Source organism: Castellaniella caeni NBRC 101664 (assembly GCF_001592225.1).
Lineage (GTDB): Bacteria > Pseudomonadota > Gammaproteobacteria > Burkholderiales > Burkholderiaceae_B > Castellaniella > Castellaniella caeni.
This window is the reverse complement of record NZ_BCWN01000007.1, coordinates 36,426-48,983: the sequence shown is the minus strand read 5'-3', so window position 1 is coordinate 48,983 and position 12,558 is coordinate 36,426. Positions and strand designations below refer to the sequence as shown.

10 protein-coding genes are annotated in these 12,558 nt (G+C 67.8%); 8 read left to right on the top strand and 2 right to left on the bottom strand.

The features are described 5' to 3' along the window. Positions 1–22: 22 nt before the first annotated feature. From CCA01S_RS06305 to CCA01S_RS06280, 6 genes are all read left to right on the top strand, one after another. Positions 23–610, top strand: coding sequence for a TetR/AcrR family transcriptional regulator (locus CCA01S_RS06305; RefSeq protein WP_232304986.1), 588 nt, complete (start codon positions 23–25; stop codon positions 608–610). A 98-nt stretch (positions 611–708) separates the two neighbouring features. Continuing rightward, positions 709–1,938 carry an efflux RND transporter periplasmic adaptor subunit gene (locus tag CCA01S_RS06300; protein ID WP_066455675.1) on the top strand — a complete coding sequence of 410 codons (1,230 nt, stop codon included), beginning with the start codon at positions 709–711 and terminating at the stop codon, positions 1,936–1,938. A gap of 44 nt (positions 1,939–1,982) precedes the next feature. Next, positions 1,983–5,153, top strand: coding sequence for a multidrug efflux RND transporter permease subunit (locus CCA01S_RS06295; RefSeq protein WP_066455672.1), 3,171 nt, complete (start codon positions 1,983–1,985; stop codon positions 5,151–5,153). Beyond that, positions 5,150–6,589 (top strand): efflux transporter outer membrane subunit, encoded by a 1,440-nt coding sequence (locus tag CCA01S_RS06290; protein WP_066455670.1) that lies wholly within the window; start codon positions 5,150–5,152, stop codon positions 6,587–6,589. The genes CCA01S_RS06295 and CCA01S_RS06290 overlap by 4 nt, the downstream gene beginning before the upstream one ends. Beyond that, on the top strand, positions 6,586–7,314 hold the full coding sequence (gene pdxJ / locus CCA01S_RS06285; protein WP_066455667.1) for a pyridoxine 5'-phosphate synthase: 729 nt from the start codon (positions 6,586–6,588) through the stop codon (positions 7,312–7,314). Before CCA01S_RS06290 ends, pdxJ begins: the two co-directional genes overlap by 4 nt. A 61-nt stretch (positions 7,315–7,375) precedes the next feature. Then, positions 7,376–7,951 (top strand): nitroreductase family protein, encoded by a 576-nt coding sequence (locus CCA01S_RS06280; RefSeq protein ID WP_066455664.1) that lies wholly within the window; start codon positions 7,376–7,378, stop codon positions 7,949–7,951. Here the strand turns inward: CCA01S_RS06280 and CCA01S_RS06275 are convergent. Both CCA01S_RS06275 and CCA01S_RS06270 read right to left on the bottom strand, forming a co-directional pair. Further along, the gene (locus CCA01S_RS06275; protein WP_066455662.1) at positions 7,915–8,355 is read right to left on the bottom strand and encodes a Cu(I)-responsive transcriptional regulator; all 441 of its coding nucleotides are present in this window, start codon (positions 8,353–8,355) and stop codon (positions 7,915–7,917) included. The genes CCA01S_RS06280 and CCA01S_RS06275 overlap by 37 nt on opposite strands. 83 nt (positions 8,356–8,438) lie before the next feature. Further along, a complete protein-coding gene (locus CCA01S_RS06270; protein WP_066455660.1) occupies positions 8,439–10,718 on the bottom strand; it encodes a heavy metal translocating P-type ATPase in 2,280 nt (759 codons plus the stop codon). Between the two features lie 131 nt (positions 10,719–10,849). Here CCA01S_RS06270 and CCA01S_RS06265 point away from each other — a divergent pair, with 131 nt between their 5' ends. Both CCA01S_RS06265 and CCA01S_RS06260 read left to right on the top strand, forming a co-directional pair. Then, a complete protein-coding gene (locus CCA01S_RS06265; protein WP_066455657.1) occupies positions 10,850–11,050 on the top strand; it encodes a heavy-metal-associated domain-containing protein in 201 nt (66 codons plus the stop codon). A gap of 96 nt (positions 11,051–11,146) precedes the next feature. Further along, on the top strand, positions 11,147–12,538 hold the full coding sequence (locus CCA01S_RS06260; RefSeq protein ID WP_066455654.1) for a dihydrolipoyl dehydrogenase: 1,392 nt from the start codon (positions 11,147–11,149) through the stop codon (positions 12,536–12,538). The last annotated feature ends 20 nt before the right edge of the window (positions 12,539–12,558 follow it).

Genomic DNA, 12,558 nt, shown 5'->3' with positions numbered 1-12,558 from the left:
CGAGTTTTGTCAAAATCTCGCGATGTCACAGAAATTGAGCCCCGAAGCACTGGCCGAGCGCCGCATCCGTATCCTGGATGCGGCCCGCTGGTGCTTTCTCAATTTTGGCTATGCCCGCACCACGCTCGAAGACATCGCCCGGCGTGCAGTCATTTCGCGTACGCTGCTGTATCGCAACTTCAAAGACAAAGAAGACATTTTCATTCAGGTGTTCGATGCGTGGGTGTCCGCGCGCGTGCAACCCGCGATGCGGGCGGGCGCTGAACCGGGCTCGCAGCGCGAGCGCCTGTGGCGGGTCTGCCAGCGGTTGGTGCTCGACTGCTGGTCGGAAATGGCCCAGGCGCCCATGGCCAACGAATTCCACGACGTCTACGAGCGGCTGCGCCCGAAAGTGGCCTGGAACCACCGCGAGGGCGTGCTGGCCTGTATCGTGCAGGTGCTCGAAGCGCCGGACGTGGCCCAGGTCTTCTTGCTCGCCCTGGAAGGCCTGTTCGCCGACCGTCCGCAGCTCGACGAGATCACGCAACGCATCCGCATTCTGGTCGATCGTTTCACCCCTGAAAATGGCGGCGGCAGCACGTGTCCGTCCGCGTCCGACAAGGCGGGGTGAACGCAGTTTTGCCCTGGTTCGTCGGAAACCTGGTTTTCAACGGATCATTCAGGTTTCCCCTTATACTTTTCAAAATTTATCCAATCGGGAGTGTTCACATGGCCTTTTTGCAACGACCCGCGCATCGGGTGCTGAAGCCGATGGCGCTGGTGCTGCTCTTGTCTCTGGCGGCCTGCGGCCAGAAGGCCGAACAAGGCATGCAGGGCATGAAGGTTCCTGTGAGCGTGGTGCAGATTCAGCCGCAGTCGGCGGTCGTCAACACCGAACTGCCCGGGCGCGTGGCGGCCATCGAAGATGCGGAAATCCGCGCGCGCGTCAACGGCATCGTGCAGGGTATCGAATTCGAGCAGGGCGGCCGCGTGAAAGCGGGTCAGCTGCTGTTCACCATCGACCCGGCTCCCTACCAGGCGGCGCGCGACCAGGCCGCGGCGCAGCTGAAAAGCACCCAGGCGGCGGCGCTGACGGCCAGCCTGCAGGCGCGGCGCTATGGCGCGCTCATCAAGCAGCACGCCATCAGCCAGCAAGATTACGACAACGCCGTGGCGCAGTCCCGCCAGGCGGACGCCGCCGTGGCCGCCGCCAAGGCCGCCCTCGAAGCAGCCAACATCAACCTGGGCTACACCAAGGTCACCTCGCCCATCGATGGCCAGATCGGCAAGTCGGACGTCACGGTGGGCGCGCTGGTCAGCGCCACCTCGGCCACGCTGCTGGCCACCGTGCATCGCTTCAATGAGGTCTACGTCGATGTCACCCAGCCGGTGGCGCAGATCGCCGCCTTGCGCCAGCAGGTGGCCGAAGGCGTGGTCAAGCCCGATGCGCAGGGCAATACGCGAGCCGACATTCTGCTCGAAAACGGCAGCACCTACCGCCACGCGGGCAAGCTGCTCTTTTCCGGCATTGCCGTCGATCCAGGCACCGGGCAGGTCAATCTGCGGGCGCTCTTTCCCAACCCCGAGCAAATCCTGCTGCCGGGCCTGTACGTGCGTGTGCGGCTCACCCAGGGGGTAGATCCCAAGGCGCTCATCATCCCGGCCCAGGCCGTGCAGCGCGCGGCGGATGGCAAAAACACCATCGTGCTGGTCAAGGACGGCAAGGCCGTGTACACCCCGGTGCAGCTGGGGCCGCAGTCGGGCACGGGCTACATCGTCTACGAAGGGGTGCAGGCGGGCGATCAGCTCGTGGTCGAGGGCTTCCAGAAGATTCGCCCGGGCGCCCCGGTGCAGCCCATGCCCTGGAAAGCGGGCGAGCCGGCCAGCCCCGCCGCGGGCGGTGCCGCGCCCCAGCAGAAGCCTGATGCCAGTCCGGCTTCCCCGGCGAAGGCCGACTAAGCGCCGCTGCCTCCGACATCCCACTGGTTTTCAGGCGGACTCTCATGCCACAGTTTTTCATCGAACGACCCATTTTTGCCTGGGTGCTCGCCTTGGCGATCGCCCTGGCCGGGATCATGGCCATCCCCAATATGGCGATCTCCCAGTACCCGGAAGTCGCGCCGCCCACGGTCAACATCCGGGCCACGTATCCGGGGGCCAGCGCCTCTGAAGTCGCCACCAGCGTCTCCAGCATCATCGAAAACGAGCTCAATGGCGCGCAAGGCCTGTTGTATTACGAATCGGTGAGCGATTCCAACGGCCAGGCCGCGATCACCGTCACCTTCGCACCGGGCACCGACCCCGACATGGCGCAGGTGGACGTGCAGAACCGGCTCTCGAACGTCACGGCGAAACTGCCGACCGCCGTGGTGCAGCAGGGCCTGAAGGTGAGCCAGGAAAACTCCAACTTCCTGATGGTGGTCACGCTGTCCTCCAAGGACGGCTCGATGGATCAGGCCTCGCTGGCCGACTACATCACGCGCAACGTGCAAAACCCCATGTCGCGCGTCAAGGGCGTGGGCAATTTCCAGCTCTTTGCCGCCCCGCGCGCCATGCGCGTCTGGCTCGACCCGCAAAAACTCGTCAGCTACAAGCTCAGCGCCAGCGAGGTCAACAACGCCATCGCCGCGCAGAACCTGGTCATTTCCGGCGGCATGCTGGGTTCGCCGCCCAACCCCGACGCGCAGCGCACCACGGCGCCGCTCATTGTCAACGGGCAGCTCAAGACGCCCGAAGAATTCGGCGACATCGTGCTGCGTGCCAATCCGGACGGCTCCGCCGTGCGTATCCGCGATGTGGCGCGCGTCGAGCTGGGTTCCGACAACTATCAATTCGGTTCGCGCCTGAACGGCAAACCCACGGCGGCCTTCGCGCTGTCGCTCACGCCCACGGCCAACGCCCTCGAGACGGCAAAGCTGGCCAAGGCCAAGATGGTGGAACTCTCCAAGTTCTTCCCCGACGACATCACTTACACCATTCCGTACGACACTTCGCCCTATGTCGATCTGTCCATCGAACAGGTGGTGCACACGCTGTTCGAGGCCATGGTGCTGGTGTTCGTCGTGATGTTCCTCTTCCTGCAGAACGTCCGCTACACGCTGATTCCGGCGCTGGTGGTGCCGGTAGCCATCCTCGGGGCCTTTGCCGTGATGCTGGGCCTGGGTTTTTCCATCAACGTGCTCACCATGTTCGCCATGGTGCTGGCCATCGGCATCCTGGTCGATGACGCCATCGTGGTGGTCGAGAACGTCGAACGCATCATGGCCGAAGAAGGCCTGCCGCCGCGCGAAGCCACCAAGAAGGCCATGCCGCAGATCAGCGGCGCCATCATCGGCATCACGCTGGTGCTGACGACGGTGTTCCTGCCGCTGGCCTTCATGTCCGGCTCGGTGGGCGTCATCTACCGCCAGTTTTCCGTGGCCATGGCCGTGTCCATCCTGTTCTCGGCCTTTCTGGCGCTCAGCTTCACGCCGGCGCTGTGCGCCACCATCCTCAAGCCCATTCCCAAGGGGCACCACGAGACCAAGGGCGGCTTCTTCGGCTGGTTCAACCGCTTCTTCGACCGCAGCACCCACGGCTACACCCGCTGGGTCGGGCGCAGCCTGTCGCGCTCGCTGCGCATGATGATCGTGTTCCTGCTGCTGGTGGGCGTGCTGGGCTGGATGTACGCGCGCCTGCCCACGTCCTTCCTGCCGGACGAAGACCAGGGCTACGTGATCGCCAACATCGAGCTGCCGTCCGGGGCCAGTTCCAACCGCACGGTGGACATCATCAAGCAGGTCGAGCAGTACTTCATGAGCCTGCCCCAGGTGGCCAACGTCATTGCCGTGCAGGGCTTCAGCTTCAACGGCAACGGGCTGAACGCCGCCATCGCCTTCATTCCGCTCAAAGACTTCTCCGAACGCAAGGGGCCGGGCGACTCGGCCCAGGCCATCTCGGGCACCGCGATGGGCAAGCTGCTCTTCGGCCTGCCCGATTCGATGGTGATCTCGATCACGCCGCCGGCCATCTCGTCGCTGGGCAATGCTTCGGGCTTCGACCTGCGCCTGGAAGACCGGGGCGGGGTGGGGCAGGACGCGCTGCAAGCCGCCGCGCAGCAGCTGCTGCAATTGGCGGCACAAAGCCCCATCCTGTCGCAGACCCGCATCACGGGCCTGGGCGCGGGGCCGCAGCTGCACATCCAGATCGACCGCGCCAAGGCCGCCGCCCAGGGGGTGGATTTCTCCGAAGCCGCCAACCTCATCTCGACGGCCATCGGTTCGGCCTATGTGGGCAAGTTCACCAACCAGGGCTGGGTGCAGAACGTCTGGGTGCAGGCCGATCAGTCGGCGCGCATGAATCCGGATGACATCCTCAAGCTCAATGCGCGCAACGCCCAGGGCGATATGGTGCCGCTGTCCTCGTTCGTCTCTCTCGACTGGGGGCGCGGCCCGGTGCAGGTGGTGCGCTACAACGGCTACGAGTCCGTGCGCATCGGCGGCTCGGCGGCACCGGGCTACTCCACCGGCCAGGCCATGGCCGAGATGGAACGCCTGGTCGCCCAGCTGCCCAACAGCGGGCTGGGCTACGAATGGACGGGCCTGTCGTACCAGGAAATCCAGGCGGGCAATCAATCGACCATCCTGATGGCCTTGTCGGTGCTGGTGGTGTTCATGGTGCTGGCCGCGCTCTATGAGAGCTGGGCGATCCCCCTGTCCGTCATGCTGGCCGTGCCGCTGGGGATGCTGGGCGCGGTGCTGCTCAGCAGCCTCATGGGCAAGTCCAACGACGTGTACTTCCAGGTGGGCATGGTGACCGTGATCGGCCTGGCCGCCAAAAACGCCATCCTGATCGTGGAGTTCGCCAAAGATCTGTACGCCAGCGGCGCCGGCCTGCGCGAGGCCGCCATTGAAGCGGCGCGACTGCGCTTCCGGCCCATCCTGATGACGTCTTTTGCCTTCATTCTGGGGGTGGTGCCGCTGGTGCTTGCCAATGGGGCGGGCGCGGCCAGCCAGAACGCCGTGGGCCTGGGCGTCATGGGCGGCATGCTGGCGGCCACGCCGCTGGCCGTCATCTTCGTGCCCACCTTCTTCGTCGTCATCCTGAAACTGTTCAAGACCAAACCCAAGCTGCTGGGTCACCAGGCGCCTCATATCCCGGCGGCCGATGAATCCCAGGCCGGAGAACGCTCATGAAAACCCTGTTGCACAAGGGCCGATTTCTGGCGCTGAGCACGCTGTGCCTGGCCCTGGGCGCCTGCTCGCTGGCCCCCACCTATCACCGGCCGACGGCCCCGGTGCCCGACCGTTTCCCCGTGCAGGCCGCGGCGGACGCGCAAGACGCCGCCTTGCCCGCGTGGCGCGACGTTTTCCTTGAGCCGCGGCTGCAAGCGCTCATCGAGCTTGCCCTGCGCAATAACCGCGATCTGCGGGTGGCCGTCGAGCGGGTCGAGGCCGCGCGGGCGCAGTTCGGCATCGCCCAAAGCGACCGCCTGCCCACCTTCGGCGCCCAGGGCACCGAGCAGGCCACGCACCTGCCCGCCAATATGCGCAGCGGCGGCCCCGATTCGCCCGCCGTCAGCCGCAGCGTCATCGCGGGCGTGGGCATGACGTCCTTCGAACTCGACTTCTTCGGACGGGTGCGCAACCTCAGCGAGGCCGCCTATCAACAGTATCTGTCCACCGAGCAGGCGCGCCGCACGGTGCAGCTGGGGCTGATCGCCCAGACCGCCGAGGCCTATTTCACCCTGCGCTCGGCCCAGTCCCTGCGGACGCTCATGGAAAAGACCGAACAGGCCCGCCAAGGCACGCTCAAGCTGGTGCAGGCGCGCTTCAACGAAGGGATCGCCTCCGACCTCGACCTGGCCCAGGCGCAGGGGCAGCTCGAATCGGTACGCGCCGACCGGGTTGCCGCCGGGCGCACCGTCAGCCAGGCCACCAACGCCTTGCAACTCATCCTCGGCACGCCGATTCCGGGTGATCTGCCCGTGGCCCAGCCCTTTGGCCGCGATCAACTGGTGCAGGCGATTCCGGCGGGCCTGCCTTCGCAGCTGCTCGAACGTCGCCCCGACATTCTCGGGGCCGAGCACGACCTCAAGGCTGCCGACGCCCAGATCGGCGCCGCCCGCGCGGCCTTCTTCCCGCGCATCACGCTCACCGGGCTGCTGGGCTTTGCCAGCCCCGAGCTGGGGGCGCTGTTCGGCGGCGATCACCGCTACTGGCAGTTTGCGCCGCAGGTGCAGATGCCGCTGTTCTCGGGGGGCATCAAGGGCGGGCTCGACCTCGCCAAGGCCAACCAGAAAATCGCCGTGGCCAGCTATGAAAAGGCCATCCAGACGGCGTTTCGCGAAGTGGCCGATGGCCTGGCGGGCGAGGCCACCTATGGCGGCCAGCTCGATGCCCTGCGCCTGGCCGAGGCGGCCGCCGTGCGCGCCCTGAAGCTGTCCGAAATCCGCTACGAAACCGGTGTTGACAGCTTCCTGCAGGTGCAGACGGCGCAGGTCAACCTGTACGCCGTGCAGCAGCAATTCATCACCCTGGGGGCGGCGGCGTTGGCCAACCGGGTCGAACTTTACAAGGCGCTGGGTGGCGGCTGGTCCGCCGCCGACGTGCCCAACCAGGAGAACGGCTGATGGAACTCGGCGTCAATATCGATCACGTGGCTACGCTGCGTCAGCAGCGGCTCACGGTCTATCCCGATCCGCTGCAGGCGGCCTTGCGGGCGGAAGAGGCGGGGGCCGACCTCATCACCTTGCATCTGCGCGAAGACCGGCGTCATATCCAGGATGCCGACGTGCGCGCCATCCGCCCGGCGCTGCGCACGCGCATGAACCTCGAATGCGCCATTACGCCCGAGATGCTGGCCATCGCCTGCGAGATTCGCCCGCAGGATGTCTGCCTGGTGCCCGAAAACCGCCGCGAACTCACCACTGAAGGTGGGTTGGACGTCGTGGGCCACTACGAGCAGGTGGCCGCCGCCGTGGCGCGCCTGCACGATGCGGGTATCCGCGTGTCGCTGTTCATCGACCCCGACGCTGGGCAGATCGACGCCGCCGTGCGCACGGGCGCCCAGGTCATCGAGCTGCACACCGGCGCCTATGCCGATGCGCCGGACGCCGCGGCCCGTGCCGCACAGCTCGAGCGCGTGCGTGCCGCCGTCGCCGTCGGCGTGGGCGAGGGGTTGCGCGTGAATGCCGGGCATGGCCTGCACTACGACAATGTCCAGCCCGTCGCGGCCTTGCCAGGCATCGCCGAGCTCAACATCGGCCACGCCATCGTGGCCCAGGCCGTGTTCGACGGCTGGGAAGCCGCCATCCGGCGCATGAAGGCGCTGATGATCCAGGCTTCCGGGCGTTGAGCCCGGCCCGTCGATACACGCCGCCTGGCGCAAGCCAGGCGCTCCGTTTCGGATACCTCGCATGACTGATACTTCATTTCTCGATACTTTGCTCAGCCGCCAGTCGGTCAAGTTCGTGCAGGCCCCTGGCCCGGACGACGCGCAGCTCGACTGCATCTTGCAGGCGGCGATGTGCGCACCCGATCACGGCGCGGTGCATCCCTGGCGCCTGGCCCTGGTGCGCGGGGCCAACGTCCCGGCGCTCGTCGATGTCGCCGTGCGCGTCGCCGAGGCCGAAGGCAAGCCTCTGCTCGAACGCAAGGTCGAAAACGCCCGCCGCTGGCTGGCCCGGGTGCCGCTGGTGATTCTGCTCGGCTGCCGTCCCGATCCCCAGGGCCGCATTCGCGTCGAGGAAAGCCGCCTGTCCGTGGCGGCGGCGGTCATGAACATGCTCAATGCCGCCCACGCGCTGGGTTATCACGGCTTCTGGAGCACCGGCCTGGGCACCTATCTGGATGGCTTGGGCGCGGCGCTGGGTTTTGACGCCCTGGATGAGCATTTCATGGGCTACCTCTCCATCGGCACGCCCATCGACGCGATCGAGCCCAAACAGCGGCCCGACTACCGGACGCTGCTGCGGGAGTGGTCGGCGGGCTGAGACGGCGCAGTCGCATTGGCCGCCAGGCCTTCGAGAATCGGGCAATCGGGGCGTTCATCGCCGTGGCAGTGCTCGGCCAGCGCGCGCAGCGTGGCCGCCATGCTGTGCAGCACGGCGGCTTTGTGTTCCAGCGCCTCGATGTGATCCAGCGCCAGGCGCTTCACCTCGGCGCTGGCGCGGTGGCGGTCGCGCCACAGGTCGGTAAGCGCGGCCACCTGCGCCAGCGAAAACCCCAGGTCGCGCGCGCTGCGAATGAAGCGCAGTGCGTGCAGGTCGGCCTCGTCGTACAGGCGGTAGCCCGCGGCGCTGCGGCCATGCGGGGCGAACAGCGCCTGGCTTTCGTAGTAGCGGATCATCTTGGGCGTCAGGCCCGTCAGCGTCGCCGCCTCACCGATGGTATGCATGTCATGTCCCTTTTCCGTTCATGCCCTTGTTGCGTGCGTCCTTGCCCGTGCGGTCCTGGGCCTGCGGGCGCGGCAGCACGCGTTCATGGCCGTGGGTCTGGTCGCACGGCCAGGGCCTGGGTTTTCAGGCGCAGGGCATTGGTGACCACGAAGACGCTGGACAGCGCCATGGCGCCCGCCCCCAGCATGGGCGAGAGCTGCCAGCCCAGCCAGGGATAGAACACCCCGGCGGCCACCGGGATGAGCGCCGCATTGTAGGCGAAGGCCCAGAACAGGTTCTGGCCAATGTTGCGCAGCGTCTTGTGCGACAGCGCGATGGCGCGCGCCACGGATTCCAGATCGTCGTTCATGAGCACCACGTCGGCGGATTCGATGGCGATGTCGGTGCCGTGGCCCATGGCGATGCCCACGTCCGCCGTCGCGAGCGCCGGCGCGTCGTTGATGCCGTCGCCCACGAAGGCGAGCGGCCCCACGCTGCCTTGCAGCGCACGCAGGTGATCGGCCTTGTGTTCGGGCAGGGTTTCGGCGTGGACGATGTCGATGCCCAGCGTCTGCGCCACGGCCCGGGCCGCCGCCGGGTGGTCGCCGGTGATGAGCGCCGTTTTGAGCCCCAGCGCGTGCAGTTGTTCGATGAGCGGACGGGCGGATGGCCGCAGCGTGTCAGCCACCGCCACGATGGCGCCCAGCTGCTGGTCGCGGGCCACGAGAAAGGGGGTCTTGCCCGCGGATGCCAGGGTGTCCAGCTGCTGTTGCGCCGCGTCGTCCACCGGGATGCCGTGCGCCTGCATCAGGCGCACGGAGCCCATCCGGTACAGGTGCCCGAGCACGCGCGCCTGGACGCCCGCCCCGCTGATGGCCTGAAACTCGGTGGCGGCAGGGACGTCGACAGCCTGCGCGCGCGCCGTGGCGCCGATGGCGTGGGCAATGGGGTGTTCGGAGCCGCTTTGCACGGCGGCCAGCACGCCCAGCCAGGCGGCGGGCGCGCGATCATCCAGCGGCACGATGTCGGTGAGCGCCGGGCGGCCTGCGGTGAGCGTGCCCGTCTTGTCGAAGGCGACCACCCGCGCGTCGCGCAGCCGCTGCAGGGCTTCGCCCTGGCGAAACAGGATGCCCAGGCTGGCGGCGCGGCCCGTGGCCACCAGGATGGAAATGGGCGTGGCCAGGCCCATGGCGCAGGGACACGCGATGATGAGCACCGCCACGCCGGCCAGCAGCGCGTGGGTCAGCGCCGGGGCCGGGCCAAACAGCCACCAGGCGGCAAACGCGAGGATCGCCAGCGCCATCACCGCCGGCACGAACCAGGCGGTGACGCGGTCGATCAGCTGCTGCACCGGCAGCTTGCTGGCCTGGGCCTGTTCCACCAGACGGATGATCCGCGCGAGCACCGTCTGGCTGCCCACCTCGGTGGCGCGGAACACCAGGCTGCCCTGCGTGTTGAGCGTGCCGCCGATCAGACGGTCGCCCGCGCGTCGCGCCGCGGGCATCGGTTCGCCCGTGATCATGGATTCGTCCACCCAGGATTCGCCCTCGGTCACCAGGCCGTCCACCGGCACCTTTTCGCCAGGCCGTACACGGATTTCATCGCCCGCGAGCAGGGTGCCGATGGGCTGTTCGTGCCAGTCCGCGTCACGCCGTACCCAGGCGGTGCGCGGCTGCAGGCCCATCAGCCGCCGGATGGCCGCGCCCGCGCGGCCCTTGGCGCGGGCCTCGAGCCAGCGCCCGAGCAGGATGAGCGTGGCAACCACGGCGGCGGCCTCGAAATACAGGTGCCTGGATGCGGACGGGAAGAGGGCGGGTGCGAGCGTCACGCCGCTGGAATACAGCCAGGCGCTGCCCGCCCCCAGCGCCACCAGCGTGTTCATGTCGGGCCCGCCGTGGATCAGGGCCTTGAGACCGCGGGTAAAGAAGCTGCGGCCCGGCCCGGCCAGCACCGCCGTGGTGAGGGCGAACTCGAGCCAGGCCAGCGTCTGCGGCGGCACGCTGTTCTGGATCAGGTGGTGCAGCGCCGGGACGAGGTGGGCGCCCATTTCGAGCACGAAGACGGGCAAGGTGAGCAGCAGCGCCACGGCGAAGCGGGCTCCCGCCCGGGCGTCTTCCGCCGCTGGCGCTTCGGCGGCGGCTGGCCGCGCCGTATCGAGAATGCGCGCCGCGTAGCCGCGCTTGACTACCGCGGCCACGAGCGCCTGCGGATCGGCCCCTTCGGGGGCGAGCGTGACGTGGGCGCGGTGGGTGGCGAGGTTGACGCTGGCGGTGGCCACGCCGGGTACTTTGCCTAGTGCGGTCTCGACGCGCCGCACGCATGAGGCGCACGTCATGCCCTCGACGTCAAGGTCGAGCCCGGGGGCGGTGGTCAGGCGGTTCATGAGAAAGCTCCGAAGACTGGCTTGATTGTATGATCAACCTTGACCTTATGGTAATGTCAACACCTGCCTGGCGCTTGAGCTTGCCCCCGTGGCAGGGTTTAAGATGCATCATCCTTTACCCGGAGTGTTCCATGAAAGCCGAATTCATCGTTTCCGACATGACCTGCCAGCACTGCGTGCAGACCATCACCCAGGCCGTGCAAGAGGCCGTGCCGGGCGCGCAGGTGCATATCGACCTGGCCAACCACCGCGTTGCCGTCGAGCCCGCCGCCGATCCGGCCGCATTGGCCGACGTCATCCGCGAGGCGGGCTACGACGTGCAGCCCGCCTGAGCACAGGCATCGGGCCAGCCCCGCTCCCATGTGGACGGGGTGATGGCGTGTCGTTGAAGATGCTCGTTGTCGGGCACATGCCCAAGGAGGTTGTTCATGTCGGAACCTATCACTTGTGATGTCGCCATCGTGGGGGCCGGCTCGGCCGGTCTGCCGGCCTACCGCGCCGTGCGCGACGCGGGCCTGAAACCCCTGCTCATCGAAGGCGGGCCGCACGGCACGATGTGCGCCCGGGTGGGCTGCATGCCCTCCAAGCTGCTCATTGCGGCAGCAGAGGCCGCTGCCGCCATCGGCCACGCCCCGGCTTTCGGCGTGCGCCTGGAAGGCACCGCGCGCGTGGATGGGGTGGCCGTCATGGAACGGGTGCGCCGCGAACGCGACCGCTTCGTGGGCTTCGTGGTCGATGATGTGCAGGCCATGCCGCCCGAGCACCGCCTCGACGCCTCCGTCGAGTTTCTGCGCGATGGCGTGCTGCAAACCGCCCAGGGCCAGCGTATCCACGCTTCCCGCATCGTGCTGGCCACCGGTACGCGGCCCATTGTGCCCGACATCTATGCCCCCCTGGGTGATCTCGCCATCGTCAACGACGACGTCTTCGACTGGCACGACCTGCCACGCAGCATCCTCATCGTCGGCTCGGGGGTCATCGGCGTCGAGCTGGGGCTGGCCCTGGCGCGCCTGGGGGTGCGCGTGCGCGTGCTCAACCGTTCGGGCAGCTTCGCCCACCTGCAAGACCCCGCCGTGCGCGCGAGCGCCGTGGGCTTGCTGGCGGCCGAGCTCGCGCTCGTGCAAAACGCGCAGGTGACCGCCGTGCGCCGCGACGGCAATCAGGCCGTGGTCAGCTGGCAGGCCGAAGACGGGGTGGCGCACACCGAATCCTTCGACAAGGTGCTGCTCACGGCGGGCCGCAGCCCGGCGCTGGCCGATTTGCACCTCGAGCGCACCAGCATGCCGCTGGATGCGCGCGGCATGCCGCGTGTCGATCCCGCCACCCTGCAGGTGCACGGGCATGCCGTCTTCCTGGCGGGCGACGTCACCGGGCGTCATGCCATCCAGCACGAGGCCTCGGACGATGGCCGCCTGGCGGGCCACAACGCCGCCGCCTGGCCGGACGTCGAGGCCTTGCCGCGCCGCGCGCCCATTGCCGTGGTGTTCAGCAACCCGCAGATCATGCAGGTCGGTGGGGGCTATGCGCAATTCGACCCTGAAGCCATGGTGCTGGGGGCGGTCGATTGGACGCGCCAGGGGCGCTCGCGCGTGATGCTGCGCAACCAGGGGCTGCTGCACGTCTACGTGCGCCGCGCCGACAAGCGCTTCGTGGGCGCGGAGATGGTGGGGCCGGACGCCGAGCACGTGGCGCACCTGCTGGCCTGGGCCTTGCAGATGGGCTTGACGGTGACGCAGATGCTGCGCCTGCCGTTCTACCACCCGACGATCGAAGAAGGTATCCGTACGGCACTGCGCGAGGCCGCGCGCCAGCTGGATTGATCTGGCAGCTTGCCGTGCGG